The sequence below is a fragment of the Yinghuangia sp. YIM S10712 genome, from assembly GCF_051388935.1.
Classification (GTDB): Bacteria; Actinomycetota; Actinomycetes; order Streptomycetales; family Streptomycetaceae; genus Yinghuangia.
In genome coordinates, this window is sequence record NZ_JBPKBI010000002.1 from 655,014 (window position 1) to 680,979 (window position 25,966).

General features: G+C 71.0%; 20 protein-coding genes. 18 read left to right on the forward strand and 2 right to left on the reverse strand.

Annotated features, from left to right (window positions below):
• Positions 1-1,164, reverse strand: a complete 1,164-nt coding sequence (locus ACRX5W_RS08245) for an AAA family ATPase (protein WP_436787287.1) — start codon at positions 1,162-1,164, stop codon at positions 1-3.
• Between the two features lie 486 nt (positions 1,165-1,650).
• Here ACRX5W_RS08245 and mraZ point away from each other — a divergent pair, with 486 nt between their 5' ends.
• The 17 genes from mraZ to ACRX5W_RS08330 all read left to right on the forward strand — a co-directional run bounded on the left by mraZ (position 1,651) and on the right by ACRX5W_RS08330 (position 21,489).
• Entirely contained in the window at positions 1,651-2,073 is a 423-nt protein-coding gene (gene mraZ / locus ACRX5W_RS08250) for a division/cell wall cluster transcriptional repressor MraZ (protein ID WP_436787288.1), read from the forward strand.
• 247 nt (positions 2,074-2,320) lie between these two features.
• Complete coding sequence (rsmH, locus tag ACRX5W_RS08255) at positions 2,321-3,319, forward strand: 16S rRNA (cytosine(1402)-N(4))-methyltransferase RsmH (protein ID WP_436787289.1); 999 nt, start codon at positions 2,321-2,323, stop codon at positions 3,317-3,319.
• Entirely contained in the window at positions 3,316-3,849 is a 534-nt protein-coding gene (locus ACRX5W_RS08260; RefSeq protein ID WP_436787290.1) for a cell division protein FtsL, read from the forward strand. The genes rsmH and ACRX5W_RS08260 overlap by 4 nt, the downstream gene beginning before the upstream one ends.
• 1,151 nt (positions 3,850-5,000) lie before the next feature.
• Positions 5,001-6,806, forward strand: coding sequence for a peptidoglycan D,D-transpeptidase FtsI family protein (locus ACRX5W_RS08265; RefSeq protein WP_436787291.1), 1,806 nt, complete (start codon positions 5,001-5,003; stop codon positions 6,804-6,806).
• A gap of 74 nt (positions 6,807-6,880) precedes the next feature.
• Positions 6,881-8,587 (forward strand): UDP-N-acetylmuramoyl-L-alanyl-D-glutamate--2,6-diaminopimelate ligase, encoded by a 1,707-nt coding sequence (locus ACRX5W_RS08270; protein WP_436787292.1) that lies wholly within the window; start codon positions 6,881-6,883, stop codon positions 8,585-8,587.
• Complete coding sequence (locus ACRX5W_RS08275; RefSeq protein ID WP_436787293.1) at positions 8,584-10,011, forward strand: UDP-N-acetylmuramoyl-tripeptide--D-alanyl-D-alanine ligase; 1,428 nt, start codon at positions 8,584-8,586, stop codon at positions 10,009-10,011. Before ACRX5W_RS08270 ends, ACRX5W_RS08275 begins: the two co-directional genes overlap by 4 nt.
• Positions 10,008-11,072, forward strand: coding sequence for a phospho-N-acetylmuramoyl-pentapeptide-transferase (gene mraY, locus ACRX5W_RS08280; RefSeq protein WP_436787294.1), 1,065 nt, complete (start codon positions 10,008-10,010; stop codon positions 11,070-11,072). The genes ACRX5W_RS08275 and mraY overlap by 4 nt, the downstream gene beginning before the upstream one ends.
• Positions 11,073-11,074: 2 nt before the next feature.
• Positions 11,075-12,553, forward strand: a complete 1,479-nt coding sequence (gene murD, locus ACRX5W_RS08285; RefSeq protein ID WP_436787522.1) for a UDP-N-acetylmuramoyl-L-alanine--D-glutamate ligase — start codon at positions 11,075-11,077, stop codon at positions 12,551-12,553.
• Positions 12,554-12,565: 12 nt separating this feature from the next.
• Positions 12,566-13,900 carry a putative lipid II flippase FtsW gene (gene ftsW, locus ACRX5W_RS08290; protein WP_436787295.1) on the forward strand — a complete coding sequence of 445 codons (1,335 nt, stop codon included), beginning with the start codon at positions 12,566-12,568 and terminating at the stop codon, positions 13,898-13,900.
• Between the two features lie 5 nt (positions 13,901-13,905).
• The gene (gene murG, locus ACRX5W_RS08295; protein ID WP_436787523.1) at positions 13,906-14,994 is read left to right on the forward strand and encodes an undecaprenyldiphospho-muramoylpentapeptide beta-N-acetylglucosaminyltransferase; all 1,089 of its coding nucleotides are present in this window, start codon (positions 13,906-13,908) and stop codon (positions 14,992-14,994) included.
• 26 nt (positions 14,995-15,020) lie between these two features.
• The gene (locus ACRX5W_RS08300) at positions 15,021-15,860 is read left to right on the forward strand and encodes a cell division protein FtsQ/DivIB (RefSeq protein ID WP_436787296.1); all 840 of its coding nucleotides are present in this window, start codon (positions 15,021-15,023) and stop codon (positions 15,858-15,860) included.
• Between the two features lie 267 nt (positions 15,861-16,127).
• Positions 16,128-17,285, forward strand: a complete 1,158-nt coding sequence (gene ftsZ / locus ACRX5W_RS08305) for a cell division protein FtsZ (RefSeq protein ID WP_436787297.1) — start codon at positions 16,128-16,130, stop codon at positions 17,283-17,285.
• Positions 17,286-17,671: 386 nt separating this feature from the next.
• Entirely contained in the window at positions 17,672-18,445 is a 774-nt protein-coding gene (pgeF, locus tag ACRX5W_RS08310) for a peptidoglycan editing factor PgeF (RefSeq protein ID WP_436787298.1), read from the forward strand.
• The gene (locus ACRX5W_RS08315; RefSeq protein WP_436787299.1) at positions 18,442-19,176 is read left to right on the forward strand and encodes a YggS family pyridoxal phosphate-dependent enzyme; all 735 of its coding nucleotides are present in this window, start codon (positions 18,442-18,444) and stop codon (positions 19,174-19,176) included. The genes pgeF and ACRX5W_RS08315 overlap by 4 nt, the downstream gene beginning before the upstream one ends.
• 69 nt (positions 19,177-19,245) lie before the next feature.
• Complete coding sequence (locus ACRX5W_RS08320; protein ID WP_436787300.1) at positions 19,246-19,842, forward strand: cell division protein SepF; 597 nt, start codon at positions 19,246-19,248, stop codon at positions 19,840-19,842.
• Positions 19,843-19,922: 80 nt separating this feature from the next.
• Positions 19,923-20,207, forward strand: coding sequence for a YggT family protein (locus ACRX5W_RS08325; RefSeq protein WP_436787301.1), 285 nt, complete (start codon positions 19,923-19,925; stop codon positions 20,205-20,207).
• Positions 20,208-20,253: 46 nt separating this feature from the next.
• Complete coding sequence (locus ACRX5W_RS08330) at positions 20,254-21,489, forward strand: DivIVA domain-containing protein (RefSeq protein ID WP_436787302.1); 1,236 nt, start codon at positions 20,254-20,256, stop codon at positions 21,487-21,489.
• 391 nt (positions 21,490-21,880) lie between these two features.
• Here the strand turns inward: ACRX5W_RS08330 and ileS are convergent, their stop codons facing one another.
• Positions 21,881-25,033: an isoleucine--tRNA ligase gene (gene ileS, locus ACRX5W_RS08335; protein WP_436787303.1), complete on the reverse strand. Its 3,153-nt coding sequence runs from the start codon at positions 25,031-25,033 to the stop codon at positions 21,881-21,883.
• Between the two features lie 393 nt (positions 25,034-25,426).
• On the opposite strand from ileS, the gene ACRX5W_RS08340 reads away from it, so the two are divergent.
• A complete protein-coding gene (locus ACRX5W_RS08340) occupies positions 25,427-25,741 on the forward strand; it encodes a DUF167 domain-containing protein (protein WP_436787304.1) in 315 nt (104 codons plus the stop codon).
• The last annotated feature ends 225 nt before the right edge of the window (positions 25,742-25,966 follow it).

Sequence of the window (25,966 nt, forward strand, 5' to 3'; positions counted from 1 at the left end):
TCAGCGTGCCGGTCCGTGGCCGTTGCCGTGGAACCGGCTGCCCGGGCCGGTGCCGTACGGGCCGCCGTGTGCTCCGGGGTAGGCCTGCGGGTGCTGTGGCTGGTGCTGGGCCGCCTGACCCGAGTACGCCCCCATCGTCGGCCCGTAGGCGGCCGCCGGCTGCTGCGAGGGTCGCGGCGGGGGGCCCGAGGAAGGGTTCTGCGCGCCGGGCACCGGGACACTGCGCAGAATCTCCAGCACCACCTGCTCGACCGACCGCCGCGACATCTGCGCCTCCGCGGTCGGCAGCAGCCGGTGCGCGAGCACCGGGACCGCGAGCGCCTGCATGTCGTCGGGCAGCACGTAGGTGCGGTTGTCGAGCGCCGCCGCTGCCTTCGCCGCGCGGACCAGGTGCAGCGTCGCGCGCGGCGACGCACCCAGCCGCAGATCCGGCGAGCGCCGCGTCGCGTTGACCAGGTCGACGGCGTACCGGGCGACGCCCGGCGAGACGTGCACCTCGCGGACCGCCTCGATCAGCTTGACGATGTCGCGGGCGTCGGCCACCGGGTCGAGGGCGTCCAGCGGCGAACCCGCGCCGTGCACCCCGAGCATCTCCAACTCGGCCTCGGGCGACGGGTAGCCCATCGACACGCGGACCATGAACCGGTCGCGCTGCGCCTCGGGCAGCGGATACGTGCCCTCCATCTCGACGGGGTTCTGCGTGGCGATCACCATGAACGGCGTCTGGAGCTCGTACGTCGTCCCGTCGACGGTGACCTGGTGTTCGGCCATGCTCTCCAGCAGCGCCGACTGAGTCTTGGGTGACGCGCGGTTGATCTCGTCGCCGACGACGATGTTGGCGAAGATCGCGCCCGGCTTGAACTCGAACTCGCGCCGCTCCTGGTCGTACACACTCACACCGGTGATGTCCGAAGGCAGCAGGTCCGGTGTGAACTGGACCCGGCGGACCGAACAGTCGACCGAACGGGCCAGCGACTTGGCGAGCATCGTCTTGCCGACGCCCGGAACGTCCTCGACCAGCAGGTGGCCTTCCGCGAGCAGCACGGTCAGCGCCAGCCTCACCACTTCGGGCTTGCCTTCGATCACGCTCTCCATGGCCCCGCGGATGCGCGCGGCGGTCGCCGCGAGCTCCCCCCGGCCGGCCTGATCGTTGAACGTCGACACCCGTGCCCTCCCTGCCCATGACGCCCCGAAGGTAAGACGGGGCCACAAGGCCGATTGTCACAGGTGATCGGCCGTCAGTGTCACCCACGCGAGTGATCGTTTTCGGCCGCCGACCAACTGTGGGACCGGGCCTCGGGGCTTAGGAGTCGGATCCGGTGCCGTTCGGTTGCAGATTCGATCACACATTCGGGCCTTCGGCGTGTCCCCGCCGGTGGCGGGCCGGCATCGGGCGGACACCGCGTTCGGCGCATGTGCCCCCGCGTCCGCGAAACGCACGCGTGAACATCCCGCGAGGGCTTGGTGGAGGCGGGGGCGCGCGGCGCGGCGCCGTACGCCCTCCACTCTGCGCCACCTGCTCCCACCTGGGCTTTTGTTGCCAGTGGGGGGCGTGTGACAGGCCCGAAGAGGGTTGACCGTGGGGTTTGGTGGAGTAGAGTGGCGGGAAATGGGGCGAGGACATCAGCTCTGAACGACGCGGAGGTGCCCGTGTTCCTGGGCACCTACGAGCCCCGCTTGGACGAGAAGGGTCGGCTGATCCTTCCCGCGAAGTTCCGTGACGAATTGGCGGAGGGCCTAGTGATCACCAAGGGGCAGGAACGCTGCCTCTATGTGTGGCCGCTCGGCGAGTTCGTCCGGATCACCGAGCAACTGCGTGCCGCCCCGCCGACCTCCAAGGCCCACCGGGACTACATGCGGGTGCTCTTCGCGGGCGCCTCCGACGAGGTGCCGGACAAACAGGGCCGCGTCCTGGTCCCGACGTCGCTGCGCGCGTACGCCGGGCTCGGCCGCGACTGCGTGGTCATCGGAGCCGGCGCCCGGGTCGAGATCTGGGACGCCGCGGCGTGGCGGGTCTACCTGGAGGACCGGGAAGCCTCGTTCGCCGAGCTGTCCGAGGAGGTGCTGTCCTGACGGACGTGCCGTGAGGTCTCCACCCGCTCCGAGCCTTTCTGGCGCTCCTTCCCCGGTGCCAGACGGTCACTTCCCCAGACGAGCGGGCGGGGACCCGGCGGCACGTACGTCCGGACCCCGTCGCGGCCCGGCGTCCGTGGCAGTCTTGGCCATCGAGCCAACCCCGGACACCCCATGCCGCGGGACGCGGCAACCGGTCGCGCACACGACCGCCGCCGCGCCCGGCGGCAGCACCGAAAGGGTCGACATGACCGCGACGGCGGCCCAGCCCCCCGCAGCATCCGGCGACGCCGTGCCACACGCGCATGTCCCGGTCCTCCTCGACCGCTGCCTCGACCTGCTCGCCCCGGCCCTCGCCGACCGCCCCGGCGCGGTCGTCGTCGACGCGACCCTCGGCATGGGCGGGCACAGCGAAGCGCTGCTCCGCCGGTTCCCCCGGACGCGCCTGATCGGCCTCGACCGCGACCCCGAGGCACTCGCCCGCTCGACGCGCCGCCTGGCTCCCTTCGGCGACCGCTTCACCTTGGTCCACGCGGTCTACGACGAACTCCCCTCGGTGCTCGCGCGCCTCGACATCCCCCGCATCGACGGCATCCTCTTCGACCTCGGCGTCTCGTCGCTCCAGCTCGACGAGGCCGACCGCGGCTTCGCCTACGCCCGGGACGCGCCGCTCGACATGCGCATGGATCCGACCCGCGGCGTCACCGCCGCCGAGATCCTCAACACGTATCCGGCCGCGGATCTGGCCAGGATCCTCCGCGACTACGGCGAGGAGCGCTTCGCCCGCAGGATCGCCGACACGATCGTGCGCGAACGCGCCCGTGAGCCGTTCAGCGACAGCGCCCGCCTGGTCGACCTGGTCCGCAGCGCCATCCCCGCGGCGACCCGCCGCACCGGCGGCAACCCGGCCAAGCGCACCTTCCAGGCGCTGCGCATCGAGGTCAACGAGGAACTGGCGGTCCTGGAGCGCGCGTTGCCGGCCGCTCTCGCGGCTCTCGCCGTCGGCGGCCGGATCGTGGTGCTGTCGTACCACTCTCTCGAAGACCGCATGACCAAGCGTGCCCTGGCCGTCGGTGCGGCATCGAAGGCACCGCCGGACCTCCCGGTCGTGCCGGACGAGCTCCAGCCGACGTTCAAGCTCCTGACCCGCGCGTCGGAGGGCGCGACCGAGGCGGAGACCGCCGCGAACCCGCGTGCCGCGTCCGCGCGTCTGCGCGCGGCCGAGCGCGTACGGGAGGACTCTTGAGCGGCGGCAAAGCGGGCGGCACCTCCGGGCGTCCCGGGCGCGCGCCCACCAGGGCGCCCGCCTCGCGCACCCCGTTCGTGCTGCTGATGGTGCTGCTGTTGGGCGGTGGGCTCCTCGGCCTCCTTCTGCTCAACACAGCGCTGAACCAAGGTTCGTTCGACCAGTCGCGGCTCAAGAAGGAGAACGCGCAACTGAGCGATGAAGAGCAGGCCTTGCGACAGCAGCTCGAAGCCGTGTCGGCGCCGGGGGAGCTGGCCCGCAGGGCGGAGGAACTGGGCATGGTGCCGGGCACCAACCCGGCCTTCATCGACCCCGTGACCGGCCAGGTCCACGGCTCCGCGAAACCGGCGGCGCCGAAACCGACGCCGACCCCCACGCCGACACCGGTGGTGGGCCTGCCCGTCCCGGTCCCGGTCGCCCCAGCGCCTTCCGCGACCGGTCCGGGCGCCCCACCGGCACCGACCCTGACGACCGCACCGACCACCACGCCGCCGGCGCCGACCGCGGCCTTCGGACCGGCGCCGCGCTGAGCTGGCTGATCTGAGGGAGCGCCGGCTTGACCACGCCAGGATCCGGAAACGACGGCCGACGGGACGCACGACGTCCGGACGGCGAGGAAGACCACCGGCCCCGTGCCCGGGGCGGGGCCGGTGAGCCTCCCGCCGACGAGAAGGACACGCGCCCCCCGCACCGGAGTCAGGACGCGCAACGCCGCGCGTCCGACGGCCGCCGAACGGGAGAGGACCGAGGCCGTCCCGACGCGGACGCGCTGGGACGCGGAAGACGTTGGTGGCCCGTTCGCAACGGACAGCCCGCGGATCGCCCACGCACCGCCCCCGACACCGCGCCCGGCAGGGTACGCCCGGAAGGCGGTCCCGACCCTGCGGACGACCACCGCGTCCGAAGGGCGGTGCCGCGCTCCGACCGGCGGGAAGCGGCCCAGGGCCAGGCCGGCCGCCCCCAGCCGGGTGGGCGCGAGCGGGCGGCACGCCCTGCGGGTGGGCCACCCGAGCAGACAGGCGGCCCCGAACGCCCGCAGACGGGTGCTCCGAACCGAGACCAGCGCTCCGGGCGGCGTTCCGGTGACGGTGTCTCGGCCGATTCGTCCGGCGGTTCGGTCCGTCCGGTGCGGCGTCCTCAGGCGGATGCTCCGAACCGAGACCAGCGCTCCGCACCGCGTGGTGGCTTCGCGCGCCCCGCGCAGCGTCCGCAGACTGATGCTCCGAATGGAGAGCAGCGATCCGCGCGGCGCGACGGCGACGGCGCTTCCGCTCGGTCGGCAGGAGGTTCTCCGCGTCGGGCGCAGGGGCCGCAGGCTGATGCTCCCCATGGAGAGCAGCGCTCTGCGCCGCGTGGCGGCAAGGGGGCTCCCGCACGGTCGCGCGGCGGCTTCGCGCGCCCCGTGCCCCGCCCTCAGACGGATGCGCCGAACCGAGAGCGCCGCTCCGTACGACCCGGTCCCGGCGAGACGCAGGCGCCCCGTCGCCCGCGGTGGCCCGTACGGCACGGCATCGACGACAACTCCGCCGCGTCGCCGCGTGGACGCCGGATCGCGCGGGACGCGGCCGGCGGCGCGCGTCTGGTCGCGCGCCCGGCACGGCCTCCCGCCCCCGGGCGCGGTCACTCCGTCTCGGCGCGTGCGGACCGGCGCGTGACCCGCCCCGCCGTACCACCTCGCGAGGTGCGGCGGGGACCCGTCCGCGTCCGCACCCTGCGCCTCGGCGACCCGAAGCGGCGCCTGCGCTACGGGATGATCGGACTCGCGGTGGTGCTCACCTTGTTCGTCGGCCGGATAGTGCAACTCCAGGCCCTCGACGCCTCCGCCTACGCCGCCGACGCCAACAGCCTCCGCATGCAGACCGTGCGGCTGCCCGCCGACCGCGGCACGATCGTCGACGCCAACGGGGTCACGCTGGCGGCGTCGGTCGACGCCTACGACATCACCGCCGACCCCACCCAGGTTCAGGAGCACGATCCGACCGCCACCGCCGCCGCCCTCGCGGCCGTCATCGGGGCGGACGCCGGACGGATCGAGGAGCTGCTGCGTACCCCGAAGTCGCGCTATGTGGTGATCGCCGAGCAGGTCGAGCCTGCCGTGTGGGAAGAGGTGAAGGCGGCGCGGAAACAGCTTTCCGACCAGCAACGCGACGACCTCGTGGGCATTTACGCGCGCCCGCACAGCAAACGCGTCTATCCGGCCGGATCGGTCGCGGCGAACCTCGTGGGTTTCGTCAATGCCGAGGACAAAGGCGCCGGCGGACTCGAACTCGCGCTCGACGCACAACTGTCGGGCACCGACGGCAAGGTGACCTACGAGAACTCCCTGGGCCGCCAAGTCCCCACGGGCGGCGAAAAAGGCCAGGAAGCCGTCCCGGGTGACACCGTGCAACTGACGATCGACCGCAACATCCAGTGGTACGCCGAGCGATTGATCAGCGCGAAAGTCGCGGAAGCGGCCGCGGAAAGCGGCACCATCGTCGTGCAGGACGTCAAGAGCGGCGAAATCCTCGCGATGGCCACCACCCCGGGCTTCGACCCGAACCGGATCGCCGGTGCCAACCCCGACAACATGGGCAACCGCGCGCTGCAGGAGGCGTACGAACCGGGCAGCACCAGCAAGGTCATGACGATGGCCGCGGTCATCGAGGAGGGCCAGGCCACTCCCGAGACCCAGGTGATCGTGCCGGGCGCACTCCCGCGCGCGGACCGGGTGTTCCACGACGACGTCGACCACGGCACGTGGTATCTCACGCTCAACGGCGTCCTCGCCAAGTCGAGCAATATCGGCACCATTCTCGCGGCCGAGAAACTGGGCCCGACCCAAGAAGCCGCAAACGCGAAACTCGACGAATATCTCCGCAAGTTCGGAATCGGCTCGACCAGCGGCATCGGTTTCCCCGGCGAGACGCCCGGCCTGCTTCCGCCGTCCCAGAAATGGGACGGTGCCCAGCAGTACACGATTCCGTTCGGACAGGGGCTGGCGGTCAACTCCCTCCAGGCGACGAGCGTTTTCCAGACCATCGCGAACGGCGGCGTGCGGGTCAGCCCGTCCCTGGTCAAGAGCACCACCGGGCCGGACGGCAAGGCCACGCCGTCCCCCGCGCCCGCGCGTACCGAAGTGGTGAGCCCGCAGACCGCCCGGGCTGTCGCCGACATGATGGAATCCGTCGTCGACGCCGACGAAGGCACCGGCAACAAGGCCCAGATCCCCGGCTACCGGGTCGCAGGCAAGACCGGAACGGCCAACCGGGTGGACCCCAACACGGGCCTCTACAACGGCTACACCTCCTCATTCATCGGTTTCGCCCCCGCGGACAACCCGCAGATCGTGGTGTCGGTGACCATCCAGGCACCCACCAACGGCAAGTGGGGCGGCACCTTGTGCGCGCCGGTGTTCAAGGACGTCATGAGCTTCGCGCTCCAGACGCGCAAAGTGCCGCCGACCGGAACGAAGTCGCCCGAAATCCCGGTGGAGTGGAAGCCGTGACGGTCCGCCGCGACGCCACCGGGCCCGCGCCGACCGTGCGTCGGGCACCCCGAAAAGCAGGTAGCCTCACGGCCGTGTCCGATCGTGTTCCGCGGCGTCCCACCCGTGTGCCCCCTCGTCCGCTGTCCGGCCTGTACGCGCTGCTCGGCCTCGCCGAACCGGCACCCGACACCGCTTCGGACACCGCCCTCACCGGCGTGACCCACGACTCGCGGGCGGTACGCCCAGGCGACCTGTACGCCGCACTGCCCGGCTCCCGGGCGCACGGCGCCGACTTCGCGGCCCAGGCCGCCGCCCTAGGCGCCGCCGCGGTGCTGACCGACCCGGCGGGCGCCGAACGGGCGCGTGCCACCGGTCTGCCCGCGGTCGTCGTCCCCGATCCGCGCGGACGGCTCGGCGAAGTCGCCGCGTGGGTCTACGGTCGGCCCGGCGACGGGCTCCTGCTGTTCGGCGCCACCGGCACCAACGGCAAGACCACGACCGCATATCTGCTCGACGGCGGTCTGCGCGCGGCCGGGCACGTGACCGGCCTGGTCGGCACGGTCGAGACCCGGGTCGGCGAGCTGGTCGAGGCGAGCGCGATGACCACGCCCGAGGCGACCGACCTGCAGGCGTTGTTCGCCGCGATGGCCGAACACGGCGTCACCGCGGCGTCGATGGAGGTCTCCAGCCACGCGCTCGCGCTCGGCCGCGTGGACGGCACGGTGTTCGACGTCGCGCTGTTCACCAATCTGACCCAGGATCACCTGGACTTCCACGGTTCGATGGAGGAGTACTTCCGGGCCAAGGCCGACCTGTTCACGCCCCGCCGTGCACGTGCGGGCGTGGCCGACGTCGACGACTCCTCCGGCGCCCGCATCGCCGAGACCGCGACGATTCCCGTCACGACCGTCTCGCCGTCGGGCACCCGGCCTGCGGACTGGCGCGTCGAGGACACCGAACTGGGACCGCACGGAAGCCGTTTCCGCCTCATCGGACCGGACGGCGCCAAGGTCGACGCGTCGGTGCGACTGCCCGGGCCGTTCAACGTCGCCAACGCGGCCCTGGCGATCGTCGCGCAGGTCGTCGCCGGGATTCCGCTCGACATCGCGGCGGCCGGCGTCGCGGGTGTCGCGGGTGTGCCGGGCCGCATGGAACACGTCGACGAGGGCGCCCCGTTCACCACCGTCGTCGACTTCGCACACACCCCCGACGCCGTCGAGACCGCGCTGCACGCGCTGCGCGAGGTGACCGAGCACCGGCTGTTCGTGGTCCTCGGCTGCGGCGGGGACCGGGACCGCACCAAGCGCCCGCTGATGGGTGCGGCAGCCGTGCGCCTCGCCGACGTCGCCGTGCTGACCAGCGACAACCCGCGTTCGGAAGACCCCCGCGCGATTCTGGACGAGATGCTCGCCGGCGCCCGCGAAGTGCCCGAGCCGCACGGCGAACTCGTCGTCGAACCCGACCGGGCCGCCGCGATCGCGTGGGCGGTGAACCACGCCGCCCCCGGCGACGTCGTGGTGGTGGCGGGCAAGGGCCACGAGCAAGGGCAGAAGATCGGCGACGAGGTACGGCCGTTCGACGACCGGGTCGAGGTACGCGCCGCGCTCCGCCGCCGTTTCGGCGCCGGCACCCCCGCGGACAGCAGTCCGGACAGCACCGCCGGCGCCATCCCCGGGGCACCTGAACCAGCAGCCGGGAGCGGTGGGAAGATCAACCCCGCCGCCCCCACCACCGAACCTGCGGCGCACGCCGCCGCGGGCGACCGCGCCGTGCCGCCGTCCGAGGAGACCCAACAGTGATTGTCACGACTCTCGCCGACGCCGCCCAGGCCGTCGGCGGGCGGCTTGCCGGGGGCGCCGACCCCGAGACGCGGATCACCGCCGAGGTGGTCGTCGACTCCCGCAAGGTGACCCCGGGCGCGTTGTTCGCCGCAGTCGCGGGCGAGCGCGCCGACGGGCACGACTTCGCCGAGGCCGCGGTGCGCGACGGCGCTGTCGCCGTGCTGGCGACGCGCGAGACCGGCACCCCCGCGATCGTCGTGGACGACGTCGTCGCCGCGCTCGGCCGGCTCGCCCGCGCGGTGGCCGACCGCCTTCCGGACACCGCCGTCGTCGGCATCACCGGTTCGTCCGGCAAGACCAGCACAAAGGACCTGATCGCGCAGGTGCTCGCGCACGCCGGCACCACGATCGCGCCGCCCGGCTCCTTCAACAACGAGATCGGCCTGCCGCTCACCGTCCTGTCCGCCGAACTGACGACCCGTCACCTCGTGTTGGAGATGGGCGCGCGTGGTGTCGGCCACATCGCGTACCTGTGCGACGTCGCACCGCCGCGCATCGGTGTCGTGCTCAACGTCGGCACCGCGCACCTGGGGGAGTTCGGCGACCGCGCGACCATCGCCAAGGCCAAGGGTGAACTCGTCGAGTCGCTGCCGCCCACCGGCCTCGCGGTGCTCAACGCCGACGACCCGCTCGTTCGCGCGATGGCCGAACGCACCCGCGCCCGCGTGGTGTTCGTCGGCGAGAGCGCAAGTGCGGACATCCGGGCCGAAGACGTACGCCTCGACGACCAGGGCCGCGCGTCCTTCACCCTCCGCACACCGGAGGGCGATGCGGCCGTGATCTTGCGCCTGTACGGTGAGCACCACGTGGCCAACGCACTCGCCTGCGCGGCGGTGGCACGCGAGGTGGGCATGGGCGTCGACACGATCGCCGCCGCGCTCGGCGAGGCCGCATCCGCATCGCCATGGCGCATGGAAGTGACCGAACGCGCCGACGGCGTCACGGTCGTGAACGACGCGTACAACGCCAACCCCGACTCGATGCGCGCCGCACTCAAGGCACTCGCGGCGATGGCACACGGCCGTCGCACGTGGGCGGTGCTCGGCGAGATGCGCGAACTCGGGGACGCCTCGATGGCCGAGCACGACGCGATCGGCCGCCTCGTGGTGCGGCTGAACATCGGCCGCCTCGTGGCGGTAGGGGGCAGGGAGGCCGCGTGGATGGACATTGCGGCGAAGAACGAGGGTTCTTGGGGTGAGGAGTCGGTGTTGGTACCCGACACGCAGGCGGCCGTCGACCTGCTGCGGTCCGAGCTTCGCGCGGGCGACATCGTGCTGGTGAAGGCATCGCGGGGGGCGGCCTTGGAGCGGGTGGCACTCGCCCTGCTCGATGACGCACGGCCCGGCGACGACGCGGTGGGCGCCGGGGAGGTGCGTCGGTGAGGGCGGTTCTGCTCTCCGGGGCAATCGCCCTGGTGCTGTCGCTCATCGGCACACCGCTCGCGATCCGGATCCTGGTAAAGCGCGGCTACGGCCAGCTCATCCGGGACGACGGACCGCAAGGCCACCACAGCAAGCGGGGCACGCCGACCATGGGCGGCGCGGTCATCATCCTCGCCGCACTGATCGGGTACGCGGGCGCCAAGGCGATCACGCTGGAGCGCCCCAGCGCCTCCGCGATACTTGTGCTCTACCTGATGGCCGGCCTCGGACTCGTCGGATTCGTCGACGACTTCATCAAAATCGTCAAGCAGCGCAGCCTCGGCCTACGCGCCAAGGCCAAGCTCGCCGGCCAGTCGTTCGTCGGTATCTCCTTCGCCATCCTGGCGCTGCAATTCGAGAACGACCGCGGATTCAGCCCGGCGTCCACGCACCTCTCCTTCGTCACGGACACCGCGCTCGACCTGACGCCCGTGGTGTTCGTGATCTGGGCGTACATCCTCATCGCCGGGCACTCCAACGGGGTCAACCTCACCGACGGCCTCGACGGTCTGGCGACCGGCGCCTCGGTGATCGTGTTCGGCGCGTACACCTTCATCGGTGTGTGGCAGCACGGCCAGAGCTGCGCTTTCGACGCCTCCGCGAGCGCGGCCTGCTACGACGTCCGCGACCCGCTGGATCTCGCGATCGTGGCCGCCGCGATGATGGGCTCCTGCTTCGGCTTCCTGTGGTGGAACACCTCGCCCGCCAAGATCTTCATGGGCGACACCGGTTCGCTCGCCCTCGGCGGCGCCCTCGCGGGTCTCGCCATCTGCACCCAGACCGAACTGTTGTCCGCTCTGATCGGCGGCCTCTTCCTGATCATCTCGCTCTCGGTGATCATCCAGGTCGGCTTCTTCAAGATGACCGGCAAGCGTGTCTTCCGCATGGCGCCGCTGCAACACCACTTCGAGCTGAAAGGCTGGCCCGAAGTGCTCATCGTGGTGCGCTTCTGGATCATCGCCGGCCTGTGCGTGATCCTCGCCATAGGTATCTTCTACGCGGGCTGGGTGACCGCCAAGTGACCTTGAACCTGGACGACTTCCACCATCTCGACGCGCCGTGGAGCGAGCTGTCGGCGTGCGTCGTCGGCACCGGCATCTCGGGCTCGGCCGTGGTGCGCGCGCTGCGCGAGAAGAACGCGCGGGTCGTCGTGGTCGACGCCGCCGACGACGACAGGGCACGCACCCGCGCGACCGAGCTCGAAGCGCTCGGCGCGAGCGTGCGCCTGGGCGACGACGCGACCCTCCCCGACGGCGTCGACGTCGTGGTCACCTCGCCGGGCATGCGCCCCACCGCGCCGCTGTTCGCCGCCGCGGACGCCGCCGGTGTCCCGGTCTGGGGCGACGTGGAACTCGCGTGGCGGCTGCGTCCGCGCGAAGGCGCAGCCCCCTGGCTGGCCATCACCGGCACCAACGGCAAGACCACGACGGTACGCATGCTCGCGAGCATGCTCACCGCCGCCGGGCTGCGCGCCGAGGCGGTCGGCAACGTCGGGACGCCCGTGCTCGACGCGGTCCTCGCCCGCGACCTCGACGGCAACCAGGCCTACGATGTGCTCGCCCTCGAACTGTCCAGCTTCCAGCTCCACTGGCTGACCCCGTGGACGGAGGGCTCCAACGCCCCGCGCATGCGTGCCGCGGCGGTCCTCAACATCGCCCCCGACCACCTCGACTGGCACGGCTCCCCGGAGGCGTACGCCGCCGCCAAAGGCCGCATCTTCGCGGGAGCGGAGGTCGCGTGCGTCTACAACAGCGCCGACCCCGCGACCGAGAAGCTGGTCCGCGAGGCCGACGTCACCGAGGGCTGCCGCGCGGTCGGATTCGGCCTCGGCACCCCAGCCCCGGGCAACTTCGGCGTCGTCGAAGACCTCCTGGTCGACCGGGCGTTCGTCGCCGACACGCGCAACGAGGCCGCCGAACTCGCCGCACTGGCCGACGTGGTGCCCGCCGCACCGCACAACGTCGCCAACGCGCTCGCCGCCGCCGCGCTCGCCCGCGCCCACGGCGTCCCCCCCGAGGCCGTCCGCCAAGGCCTGAGGACCTTCCGCCCCGACGCCCACCGCATCGCGCACGTCGCCACCGTCGACGACGTCGCGTACATCGACGACTCCAAGGCCACCAACGGCCATGCCGCGGCCGCGTCGCTGCGCGCCTACCCGTCGATCGTGTGGGTGGCCGGCGGGCTGGCCAAGGGCGCGTCGTTCGACGAACTGGTCGCCGAGGCGCGCGACCGGTTGCGCGCCGTCGTGCTGCTCGGCGCCGACCGGGCTGTGATCCGCGAGGCGCTGGAGCGACACGCACCCGATGTCCCGGTGTCCGAGGTCGCCGCCACCGACACTGGGGCGATGGATCTCGTGGTGCGCACAGCGGCGGAACTGGCCCGTCCAGGGGACACGGTGCTCCTCGCCCCGGCCTGCGCCTCGATGGACATGTTCCTCAACTACGGCGCGCGCGGCGACGCGTTCGCCGAGGCGGTGCACAGGCTCCCCGGCAACGTCTCCTGACGAGGCGTCACCATGCCGGGGGCGACACGAGAGGCGGCCAAGCAGGCCAAGCCTGCGCCGAAATCCGCCGGGCGGTGGGGCAGGGCGCGTGGCGCCACGGTGCCCCCCGCCCGCCGCGGCGGCAAGCCCCACCCGGCCCGCGCCCGCCTGAACGACGTCAAACGGGCTTTCAACCGCCCGCTGACCGCCTACTACCTCCTGCTGGGCGCGGGACTGCTGCTGTCCGTCCTGGGCCTGGTCATGGTCCTGTCCGCCTCGCAGATCTTCTCCCGCGTGACGTACGGCGACTTCAGTGCCGTCTTCGTCAAACAGGCCGTCGCGATCGGCATCGGGCTGCCGCTGATGTTCATCGGTGCCCGGCTTCCGGTGCGCGTCTACCGGATGCTGGCGTACCCGCTGCTGCTCGGCTCCGTCGCGGCCCTGTGTCTGGTGCTCGTGCCGGGGATAGGGATGGAGGTCAACGGCAACCGCAACTGGATCGCCCTGGGGGGCGTGTTCCAGATCCAGCCGTCGGAATTCGCCAAGCTCGGCCTCGTGCTGTGGGGCGCCGACCTGCTGACCCGCAAACAGCGCCTGCTCGGCCAGTGGCGCCACCTGTTCATCCCGCTCTTCCCCGGCGCCCTGCTCGTGCTCGGGCTGGTGATGATGGGCGGCGACATGGGCACCGCGATGGTCATCACCGCCGTGGTGCTGGCACTGCTGTGGGTCGCGGGGGCGCCCGGCCGCCTGTTCGTCCTCGCCCTGTCCGCGGCCGCGGTCCTCGCGACCGTCTTCATCCTGCTGAAACCGCACCGCGCGGCCCGCTTCGGTTCTTTTCTCGATCCGTTTTCCGACCCGCAGGGCGAGACCCTGCAAGCCGCTCACGGCATCTATGCGCTCTCCACCGGCGGATTCTTCGGCAGCGGAATCGGGACCAGCTATGAGAAATGGGGCACTCTGCCGGAGGCCCACACGGACTTCATCTTCGCCGTCATCGGCGAGGAATTGGGGCTGGTGGGGACGCTGTCGGTACTCAGCCTCTTCGCGGCTCTAGGCTATGCGGGTATCCGCGTCGCCGGTCGTACGAAGGACCCCTTCGTACGCTTGGCCGCGGGGGGCGCCACCGCGTGGATCACGGCCCAGGCCACGATCAACATAGGTGCGGTGCTCGGCCTGCTGCCGATCGCCGGTGTGCCCCTGCCGTTGGTGTCCTACGGAGGCTCCGCCTTGCTTCCGACCATGTTCGCCGTAGGCATGCTGCTCTCGTTCGCCCGTACCGAACCGGGAGCACAGAAGCAGCTTGCGGCACAGGGCCGAGGGGCGGTCCGCCGTGCGTTCGCGCGGATCCTGCCGCGCAGGGAGCGGTGAATCAGGTGCATGTCGTCCTCGCCGGTGGTGGAACCGCCGGGCACATCGAGCCGGCTCTCGCCCTCGCGGATGCGTTGCGGCGGGAGAACCCCGATGTGGGCATCACCGCGCTGGGCACGTCCAAGGGCCTGGAGACGAAACTCGTCCCGGCCCGCGGCTACGAGCTCGCGCTGATCCCGGCCGTCCCGCTGCCGCGCAAGCCCACCCCCGAGCTCATGACCGTGCCCGGGCGCCTGCGCGGCACGATCCGCGAGGCGGCTGCGGTCCTGGAGCGCACCCAGGCGTCGGTGCTGGTCGGCTTCGGCGGGTACGTGGCCCTGCCGGGCTATCTCGCAGCGAAGCGCCAGGGCATCCCGATCGTCGTCCACGAGGCCAACGCCCGTCCCGGGCTGGCCAACAAGATCGGGGCGCGCTACACCCACTTCGTCGCGGTCAGCACCCCCGACAGCAAGCTGCGGCACGCCCGCTACATCGGCATCCCGCTGCGGCGTGCGATCGCCACACTCGACCGCGACGCCGAGCGGGACAAGGCCCGTGAGGCGTTCGGGCTCGACCCCATGCGCCCGACGCTGCTGGTGTTCGGCGGATCGCAGGGCGCCCGGCGCCTGAACGAGACGCTGGCCGCCACCGCCGAGAGCCTGCTGTCGGCCGGCGTCCAGGTGCTGCACGCGGCGGGGCCCAACAACGAGTTGACGATCACACCGCCGCCCGGCGCGCCGCCGTACGTCGTCGTGCCGTACCTGGAGAGGATGGACCTCGCGTATGCCGCGGCCGACATGGTGTTGTGCCGTGCCGGCGCGATGACCTGCGCCGAGTTGTCGGCGGTCGGGCTCCCCGCCGCCTACGTCCCGCTGCCGATCGGCAACGGCGAACAACGGTTGAACGCCCAGCCGGTGGTCAAGGCCGGCGGCGGCCTGCTCGTCGACGACGCCGACCTCACACCGGAGTGGATCACCGCCAACGTCCTGCCGGTGCTCACCGACGCCCGACGGCTGTACGAAATGGGCAGGGCGGCAGCCGAGTTCGGCCGCCGCGACGCCGACGAGACGTTGGTGCGGATGGTGCACGAGGCCATCGCGGCGGCGCGCACCTGACACCGGACCGAGGAGACGCGGGGCACGTGAGGGACCGTCAGGCCACTACGGAACGCCCGGCGAGGCGGCGGGCGGCCGCACCGCGGAGCCCGGCGAAGCCGTCCGGGCTCGCGAAGCCCGGAACGGCGACGTCCGGCAAGGCGGCGTTGCGGCGGCCGGCTCGCCCGGCCGCCGGGAAGCCGCGCCGCAGCTGGACCAACCTGGGTCCCCTCGTCGTCGCCGTCGTGCTGGTGCTCATCGCCGGTGCGTGGGCCACCGTCACGTACTCGCCGCTCCTGGACGCCCGTTCGGTCTCCGTGCGCGGCACCCAGGTGCTGACCGCCGCGCAGGTCAACGACGTTGCCAAGGTGCCCGTCGGCACTCCGCTCGCCCGCGTCGACCTCGGTGCGATCGAGCAACGCGTGGCGGCGATCCCGAGGGTCGCGTCGGTGACCGTCTCCCGCGACTGGCCGCACACTGTCAGGATTCAGGTGACGGAGCGTCAAGTGGCCATTGTCATCCCGGACTCCGGACGCTTCGTCGAGGTCGACAAAACCGGCGTACGGTTCGGTACCGTGGACGCGGCGCCCCAAGGGGTGCCGGTGGTCACGGCGGATCCCGCCACCGTCTCAAGCCAGACGCTGGCCGGGGTCGTCGAGGTCATCGGAACCCTGCCGGCCGCCGTCGCCCCAAGGGTCCGCGACATCACCGCGCGCACCCGGGACGACATCGTCCTGACCCTTGACGACGGGGTTGTGGTGATGTGGGGCGGAGCGGAGAACTCTCCGCGCAAGGCCGAGGTGCTCATGGCACTGATGAAGCTCGACGCGAAGGTGTACGACGTCAGCGTCCCCGAGGCGCCGGCGACCCGGAACGCCCCGCTGTGAGCCGAACCGGTGTCCGTGCGATAAAAACACCACGGCAAAAAGTAAGAGGGACCGCTCGGCGTGTTCGTTGAACCAGGTCCGCCGGGGACCTAGTGTCCTGCGTAGCCCCAGGTTGACGCGGTTTCGGATAAACGCAGGCCTAACTCTATACCTGAGGGTGAGGGTTCGGGGGCTCCTCGCGAGCCGAGTCCCGGGACTTCCCCCTTGTCGGCAATGTCGGCACGACCAGCTCGTGGCGACCGGAACTCGAGGCGAGAGGCCTTCGGCGTGGCAGCACCCCAGAACTACCTCGCAGTCATCAAAGTCGTGGGCATCGGCGGCGGCGGTGTCAACGCCATCAACCGCATGATCGAGGTCGGTCTCAAGGGCGTCGAGTTCATCGCGATCAACACCGATGCGCAGGCGCTGCTCATGAGCGACGCCGACGTCAAGCTCGACGTCGGCCGCGAACTCACGCGCGGCCTCGGCGCCGGGGCCAATCCCGATGTCGGCCGCAAGGCCGCGGAGGACCACCGCGAGGAGATCGAAGAGGTCCTCAAGGGGGCCGACATGGTCTTCGTGACGGCCGGCGAGGGCGGCGGCACGGGCACCGGCGGCGCGCCCGTGGTCGCCAACATCGCCCGCAACCTCGGCGCCCTGACGATCGGCGTGGTCACCCGCCCCTTCACCTTCGAGGGCCGCCGCCGTGCCAACCAGGCGGAGGACGGCATCGCCGCACTGCGCGAAGAGGTCGACACCCTCATCGTCATCCCCAACGACAGGCTGCTGTCCATCTCCGACCGCCAGGTCAGCGTGCTGGACGCGTTCCGCTCCGCGGACCAGGTGCTCCTCTCCGGTGTCCAGGGCATCACCGACCTGATCACCACCCCCGGCCTGATCAACCTCGACTTCGCCGATGTGAAGTCCGTGATGTCCGAGGCCGGTTCGGCGCTTATGGGCATCGGATCGGCGCGCGGCGACGACCGCGCGGTGGCGGCGGCCGAGATGGCGATCTCCAGCCCGCTGCTCGAAGCGTCGATCGACGGCGCGCGCGGCGTGCTGCTGTCGATCTCCGGCGGCTCGGACCTGGGCCTGTTCGAGATCAACGAGGCCGCGCAACTCGTCAGCGAGGCCGCGCACCCGGAGGCCAACATCATTTTCGGTGCGGTCATCGACGACGCGCTCGGCGACGAGGTCCGAGTGACCGTCATCGCGGCCGGTTTCGACGGCGGACAACCGCCGTCCAAGAGCGAGTTGGGCAAGGTCCGGGCCCCCGAGCCGCAGCCGCGTCCCGAGCCGCAGCGCCCCTCGGCGCCCGGCGGCCAGAGCGTCCTCGGCCCGGTCGACAGCCCGTCCGCCCAGTACCCGCCCGCGCCGCGCGCCCCGCTGGTGCCGGAGCCGGTGCGCGAGGACATCGACCTGGATGTCCCGCCGTTCATGAAGTAAGAGGAATCACCGGGCCACCTCCTGAGACCGGGAGGTGGCCCGTGGCGTGTCCGGACCGCTTCCGGTCTTCGGCGGCGAGTGTGCCACCGCCCGCGAGCCGCCGTCTTCCGGGCTGACGGTACGTCACAAGTCGGCGGCAGGCCGACCACAGGCGTCGTCCCGAAGCAACGGCTAAGGCGTACGAGCCGGTTCGTCGTCGGAGAGTCGGCGACAGCGGGAAGCGAGGCTGATGTCCCGGCCGTTTCCGGTGCCCTCGCCACCGCGAAGGCCCGCTCGCTCCCGCCGCCGACAGCGGGGCGGGCGCGGCCCGCTGCCCCGCGATCCGGTCCGATCGACCAGACTGGCCCCGCCTGTCCCACGTCACACATCCCCTGCCGGGAGCCCCCGTGTTCAGCTTGCGTTCCGAAGAGAGCGGCGTCCACTTCGCGTTCACCGATCGGTGGGGAGGCGTCGGCGCCGCACCGTACGACGAGTTGAACCTCGGCGGCCACGTCGGCGACGATCCGCGCATCGTGCGCGACAACCGCTCCCGCACCGCGGCGGCGCTCGGTATCGATGCCGGCCGCGTGGTGTGGATGAACCAGGTGCACGGCCGCGACGTGGTGACCGTCGACGGCCCGTGGACCGGGCCGGTGCCCGAAGCCGACGCCGTGGTGAGCCGAACGCCGGCTCTGGCGTTGGCCGTTCTGGTCGCAGACTGCACGCCGGCGCTTTTCGCCGATCCGGTCGCCGGGGTCGTCGCCGCGGCACACGCGGGACGCCCCGGACTCTTCGCGGGGGTGATCCCGGCCACGATCGAGGCGATGGCCGAACTCGGGGCGCGGCCCGAACGCATCATCGCGAAGACCGGCCCCGCGGTGTGCGGGCCATGCTACGAAGTGCCCGACGCGATGTGCGACGAAGTCGCGGCGCGTGTGCCCCAGGCCCGCGCGCGCACGCCGGAAGGGACCGCGGCGCTCGACATCGTGGCGGGCGTGTGGGCCCAACTCGCCGACGCAGGTGTGCCCGTCGGTGAGAAATCGCACATCTGCACGCGCGAGTCACCGGACCACTTCTCGTACCGGCGCGACGGGAAGACCGGTCGGATCGCTGGGTATGTCTGGCTTGCCGAGACCCCGAAGGCGTCGGGCGCCGGGGACTTCGAGACGATGGGCACATGAGTTCGAGATCCAGCGGCGCGCCCGACGAACAGGCGCTCGGTCCCCGCGGCGAGGAGCTTGCGGACAACCTGCGCACGGTGCGCCGACGCATCGAGGCGGCGTGTGACGCCGCCGGCCGTCCACACGACGCGGTGCGGCTGATCGTCGTCACGAAGACATACCCGGCTTCGGACGTACGGCTGTTGGCCCGGCTCGGGGTTCGGGAGGTCGGGGAGAACCGCGACCAGGAGGCCGCGCCCAAGGCCGAAGCCTGCGCCGACCTCGGACTGACGTGGCATTACATCGGACAATTGCAGACCAACAAGGCGCGATCCGTGGCCGCGTACGCGGATGTCGTGCAATCCGTCGACCGGCCGCGCCTGGTCGCCGCACTCGACGCGGGCGCGGCCCGCCACGAACGAGGGCTCACCTGTCTGATCCAGGTCAGCCTGGACGGAGCACCGGGCCGCGGTGGCGCGTTGCCGGCGGACGTACCCGAACTCGCCGACGCCATCGCCGAGTCTCCGCACCTGACACTCGGCGGCGTCATGACCGTCGCCCCGCTCGCCGTCGAAGCGGCCCGCGCGTTCGCCGAATTGGCGGAAATCGGAACCCGCCTGCGCGGAACGCATCCTGCTGCAACCATGGTTTCGGCGGGTATGAGCAACGACCTTGAGCAGGCCGTCGAGGCCGGGGCGACACATGTACGCATCGGTACGGCGGTGCTCGGCGCGAGGCGCCTGCTCCGGTAGCGTCGCCGTGAAGTGGATCGCTCAACCCACGGTGACCCACAGCCGATCCACCATGGAGGACCTGCGACTATGGCCGGCGCGATGCGCAAGATGGCGGTCTACCTCGGCCTCGTGGAGGACGATGTCTACGAGTACGACGACTACGATGAGGACGACATCGGCCAGGACGGCCGTGCCGACCGGAACTCCGAACCGCCAAGGCAGGAGCGCCGGGAAGAGCGGCGTGAGGAACCCCGTGAACGCCGCGACGAGATCCCCCGATCCGTGCCCGCCCTGCACGTCGAGCGCGGCCTCGACGAGCATCGGGCAACAGTGTCGACCATCCCCGACCGCCGCCCCGAGAGCAGTGCACCGGTGACCGTACACAAAGTCGTCAGCGAGCGTGAGCCCTACCGCATCACGACGCTGCACCCCCGTACCTACAACGAAGCCCGTACGATCGGTGAGCACTTCCGTGAAGGGACACCGGTCATCATGAACCTGACGGAGATGGAAGACACCGACGCAAAGCGACTTGTCGACTTTGCAGCGGGGCTGGTCTTCGGTCTCCATGGCAGCATCGAGCGGGTGACCCAGAAAGTCTTCCTGCTGTCGCCTGCTAACGTCGACGTGACAGCAGAGGACAAGGCCCGCATCGCAGAAGGCGGGTTCTTCAACCAGAGCTGAAGACTGGTTGGTGTCAGAGGGGTGCGAGAACTGAGGAGAGGAACCGGATCTTCCGGGAACGCGTATGAGGGGGCAGAGGCATGAGCGTCGCGGGCGAGGTTCTCACCATCGTCCTGTACTGCTTTCTGTTCCTGCTGATCTTCCGCTTGGTGATGGACTACGTGTTTCAGTTCGCGAAGTCCTACGAACCCCGAGGGGTCATGGTCGTCATTTTGGAAGCGACCTACTCCGTCACGGATCCACCGCTCAAGCTGCTGCGCAGGTTCATCCCTCCCCTGCGCCTCGGGGGCGTAGCGCTCGACCTGTCCTTTTTCGTACTGATCATCATCGTCTACATCCTGATCGCCGTGGTGGGCGGGTTGTAAGCGGTACGGTCTGTCCGGATGCCGACGATCACGTTGAGGTGAAGAAATGCCGTTGACCCCCGAGGACGTGCGTAACAAGCAGTTCACGACCGTCCGTCTCCGCGAGGGCTATGACGAGGACGAGGTCGATGCGTTCCTCGACGAGGTCGAGGCGGAACTGACCCGCTTGTTGCGTGAGAACGAAGACCTGCGGGCCAAACTCGCCGCCGCGACGCGCGCTGCCGCGCAGAGCCAGCAGCAGGCCCAACAACGAAAGGAGCGTGAACGCACCGACGCTCCTGGTCCGGCTGCCATATCAGGGCCGAGTCCGGTGCCGCCGCCACAACAGGGGGGCCAGATGGGCGGCCCCCCGCAGATGCACGGCGGCCCGCAACAGCAGCAGCAACACCCCATGCAGGGCCAGCCACAGCTTGGCCCCGGCGGTCAGCCGCAGCTCGGTCCTGGCGGTCAGCCGCAGTTGGGCCCCGGCGGTCAGCCGCAGTTGGGGCCTGGCGGGATGCAGGGTCAGCCGCAGCTCGGTCCGGCCGGAATGCCGGGTCAGCAGCACCAGTTGCAGGGCGGGCAGTTCCCCGGCCAGCAGCAGATGCAGCAGCACCAGCTCCCCCCCGGCGGCCAACTCCAGCCGCAGCAGCACCCGATGCAGCAGCAGGGCCAGCTCGGCGGCCCGCCGCAGCTCGGTGGCGGCCAGATGGGCGGCCCCGGTGGCGGCCCCGGCGGCGACAGTGCCGCGCGTGTGCTCGCGCTCGCGCAGCAGACCGCGGACCAGGCGATCGCCGAAGCCCGTTCCGAAGCCAACAAGATCGTGGGCGAGGCGCGTACGCGTGCCGAGGGCATGGAGCGCGACGCGCGTTCCAAGGCCGACGCCCTGGAGCGGGACGCGCAGGAGAAGCACCGCGTCGCGATGGGCTCGCTGGAAAGCGCCCGTGCCACCCTCGAACGCAAGGTCGACGACCTGCGCGCCTTCGAGCGGGAGTACCGCACGCGCCTGAAGTCGTACCTCGACAGCCAGTTGCGTCAACTGGAGTCGCAGGCCGACGACTCGCTCGCCCCGCCGCGTACTCCGGCCACCGCGTCGCTGCCGCCCGCGATGTCTTCGTCTCCGGTGCCTTCGTCGATGAGTCCGGCCATGACGCCGTCCATCGGCCAGCAGATGGCGCCCGCGATGAGCCAGCCGATGACCCAGCAGATGGCTCCGGTCCGGCCGCAGGCTCCGCAGCCGCAGCCCATGCAACAGGCCTCGCCGATGCGGGGATTCCTCATCGATGAGGACGGCGACAACTGACCTCGCGTCAGGTGTCCATGTAGCACACACGTTTCGAGGCCCGCCCCGGGGAAGGGGACGGGCCTCGAAACGTTTTGCCTACCGTGCCGGCCAACTCCCGTGCACCACATCCTGCTTCGCATGTCAGGCCGGGCACGTGGTCACCGCACCGCGGCGGAGTGACGTGCGCGATCGGCTTGCCGTCGCGTGACACGGGAGAGTGAGGCTGCGAGGAGCGGACGTGTTCAGGGGGCCGCACCGCGGGTTGTGGGTGCGAGGCGGCGGTCCTTCTCGACGCGGGCCGCGTGCGTGTTGCGCGCGGCGGTCGAGGTGGACCCAGGCTTCGAGGAGCGGACGTGTTCGGCGGCCGACCGTGGGTCGCGGTCGGCCGCCGAAGGGCCGGGTGTTCCGGTCAGGCGACCTTGCGGAGCCAGAAGCGCAGGCCGAGGCCTTCGTCCTGGTGCAAGGGCAGTTCCTCGTCCTCGGGGGCGCCCTCGGTGAACTGGAGGGCGAGGACTTCCTCGGCGATCTGCGGGCCGTGGGCGAGCAGCGCGGACTGCGTGTGCTCGCTCTCGTCCGCGCTCCACCACACGGCGATGCGGTCGGCGACGTCGAAGCCCGAGTTCTTGCGCGCCTCCTGGATCAGGCGGATCGCTTCGCGGGCGGTGCCGGCCAGGCGCAGTTCGTCGGTCAGGTGCAGGTCCAGGGCGACGGTCGCGCCGGACTCGGCGGCCACCGCCCAGCCCTCGCGCGGGCTTTCGGTGATGATCACCTCGTCGGAGGAGACCTCGACCGGTGTTCCGTCCAGGTCGACCGTCGCGGTGCCCGTCGCCTTGAGGGCAGCCGCGAGTGCGGCGGCGTCGGCGGCGGCGATGGCGCCCGCGACCTTGGGGGTGTCCTTCGCGAAACGCCTGCCCAGGGCCCGGAAGTTGCCCTTGGCGCTGAACTCGACCAGGTCGCCGCCGGCCTCGGAGAGCGAGGCGAGGGACACGACGTTGAGCTCCTCGGCGATCTGCGCGCGAAGCTCTTCCGACAGGGACTCCCAGCCCTGCGCGCCGACCAGCGCGCGGCCGAGCGGCTGACGGATCTTGACCCCGGAGTCGGCCCGCGTGGCCCGGCCGAGTTCGACCAGGCGGCGCACCAGCAGCATCTGGGACGACAGTTCGCGGTCGACGAGCGCGGTGTCGGGAACCGGCCACGACGCGAGGTGGACCGAGTCCGGCGCGTCGGGGGTGACCGGGCGCACGATGTCCTGCCACACGCGCTCGGTGATGAACGGCACCAGCGGGGCCATGAGCCGCGTAACCGTTTCGAGGGCCGTGTGCAGGGTCGCGAGCGCGGCGGCGTCGCCGTTCCAGAAGCGTCGCCGGGAGCGGCGGACATACCAGTTCGACAGGTCGTCGACGAACGCGGACAGCGCCTTGCCCGCGCGCTGTGTGTCGAACGCCTCCAATGCGGCGTCGACGTCGGCGACGAGCTGGTTGAGCTCGGACAGCAGCCACTTGTCCAGCAGCGGCCGGTCGGCCGGGGCGGGGTCGTCGACGGACGGTGTCCAGCCGGACGTGCGCGCGTACAGCGCCTGGAAGCTGACGCTGTTCCAGTAGGTGAGCAGCGTCTTGCGCACGACCTCCTGGATCGTGCCGTGCCCGACCCGGCGCGCCGCCCACGGGGAACCGCCGGCTGCCATGAACCACCGCACCGCGTCGGCGCCGTGCTGGTCCATCAGCGGGATCGGCTGGAGGATGTTGCCCAGGTGCTTGGACATCTTGCGGCCGTCCTCGGCGAGGATGTGGCCCAGGCAGACCACGTTCTCGTACGAGGAGCGGTCGAAGACCAGCGTGCCGACCGCCATGAGGGTGTAGAACCAGCCGCGCGTCTGGTCGATCGCCTCGCTGATGAACTGTGCCGGGTACGCCTGTTCGAAGATCTCGCGGTTGCGGTACGGGTAGCCCCACTGCGCGAACGGCATCGCCCCCGAGTCGTACCAGGCGTCGATGACCTCCGGCACGCGCGTGGTCGGGGCGCTGCACGCGGAGTCGCCGTGTTTGACCGGGCACGAGAAGACGATGTCGTCGATGTACGGCCGGTGCGGGTCGAGCCCGGACAGGTCGCGGCCGGTCAGTTCGGACAGCTCGGCCAGCGACCCGATGCAGGTCAGGTGGCCCTCGGGGCAACGCCAGATGGGCAACGGAGTGCCCCAGTAGCGGTTGCGGGAGAGTGCCCAGTCGATGTTGTTGTTCAGCCAGTCGCCGTAGCGGCCGTGCTTGACGGTGTCGGGGTACCAGTTGGTGTGTTCGTTCTCGCGCAGCAGCGCGTCCTTGACCGCGGTCGTGCGGATGTACCACGACGGCTGCGCGTAGTAGATGAGGGCGGTGTGGCAGCGCCAGCAGTGCGGGTAGGTGTGCTCGTACTCAAGGTGCCGGAACAGCAGCCCGCGTGCACCCAGGTCGGCGACCAGCGCCTCGTCGGCCTTCTTGAAGAACACCCCGCCGACAAGCGGCAGTTCCGGGTCGAACGTGCCGTCGGTGCGGACCGGGTTGACGACCGGCAGGTTGTACGGCCGCACCGCCGCGAGGTCTTCGGCGCCGAAGGCCGGCGCCGCGTGCACGATGCCGGTGCCGTCCTCCGTCGTGACGTAGTCGGCGAGCACGACGAAGTTCGCGTCCTCCAGCTCGACGAGGTCGAACGGGCGGCGGTAAGCCCAGCGTTCGAGCTCGCGGCCGGCGAAGCTCTCCCCGGTCGCGGACCAGCCCTCGCCGAGCGCCTTCTCCACCAGCGGCTCGGCGACGACGACCGGGCGCTCGCCGTCCTTGGCGGCCACCACATAGGTGACGTCGGGGTGCACGACCGCGGCGGTGTTGGACACGAGCGTCCACGGTGTGGTCGTCCACACCAGCAGGTCGGCCCGGTCGGCGAGCGGGCCCGACGTGAGCGGGAACCGGACATACACCGACGGGTCCACGACCGTCTCGTAGCCCTGGGCCAGTTCGTGGTCCGACAGGCCCGTGCCGCAGCGCGGACACCACGGCGCGACGCGGTAGTCCTGGACCAGCAGGCCCTTGTCGAAGATCTGCTTGAGCGACCACCACACCGACTCGACGTACTCGGGGTCCATCGTGCGGTACGCCTGCGACAGGTCGACCCAATAACCCATGCGCGTCGTCAGCGCCTCGAACGCGTCGACGTGGCGCAGCACCGACTCGCGGCACTTGGCGTTGAACTCGGCGATGCCGAAAGCCTCGATGTCCTGCTTGCCGGAGAAGCCGAGCTCTTTCTCGACCGCGAGTTCGACGGGCAGGCCGTGGCAGTCCCATCCGGCTTTGCGCCGGACGAAGTGGCCCTTCATGGTCTTGAAGCGCGGGAACACGTCCTTGAAGACGCGGGCCTCGATATGGTGCGCGCCCGGCATGCCGTTGGCGGTGGGCGGGCCTTCGTAGAAGACCCAGCGCGGTCCGTCCGCGGTGTGTTCGAGGGTGCGGTCGAAGATGCTGTTGTCCTGCCAGAACGCGAGGACTTCGTGTTCCATGGCAGGCAGATCGACCTGCGCCGGTACCGGGCGGTACATGCGTGCCTTCCTTCCGCGGGCTCGTGAATCCTGCCGGCCGAAGGGACGAGGCGAACGAACGCCCCGCGGTACCACCCTTCTTGGCCGCGCGTTCCCGTCGTCGTGCGCGGGTTGCGCGACCCTCTCGAAGTCAGCGAGCGCCGGTTCTACCCGGATCCGGCCACGTGGCGGATCCGCTCTTCCGGCGGCTCCGGGGTGATCTTCGGACCGGGCACGCCTCCGGGCTTCCACCGTCCCCGGATCGCTCAAGGCTGCGTACGGACCTACTCGTCCCCATCGACACCTTCTCGCTGCCGCGAATTCTACGGGCACGCGAGGGCTGGTCGCCTCCGGGTTTCGCGCCTGCCGCGGGCGGCGGGCCGGGCGTCGCGTGGGCCCGGCATCATGGTGGCCATGCGTCCCGCAGACCCCGCACCCGACACCGCAACCGGGCCCTCCGGTCCGCGACGCATCGCGATCCGGGTCAAGCCCGGAGCGTCACGCACCGCGGTCGGCGGAACCCACGGCGGATCGCTGGTCGTCACCGTGGCCGCCCGGGCGGTCGAGGGCAAGGCCACCGCGGCCGCGATCACCGCGCTCGCCGATGCGCTGGGTGTGCGCCGCCGACAGTTGTCGCTGGTGACGGGGGCCACGAGCCGCGACAAGGTCGTCGAACTCACCGATCCGCCGGCGAACCTCGACGCGGTGCTGGAGCGGTTGCGCGGCTGACAATGCGTGCCGTGCGGCCCTGTGGTGCTTAACGATCCGTACGTCACCAGGTAACGAAGCGGACACGCACAACTAGGGATAGTCACGCCCGGTTCTGGGCACAACCGACTTACGTTGCCGGTCGCCGGACCTGCCACAACTCCGGTTGTCGGCAGCGCGCCCTGTTTGTCCGGGGCGAGGGGTGGGCGTAAGCTTCCCGACGCTGTTTTTTTGCTTTATGTGAAA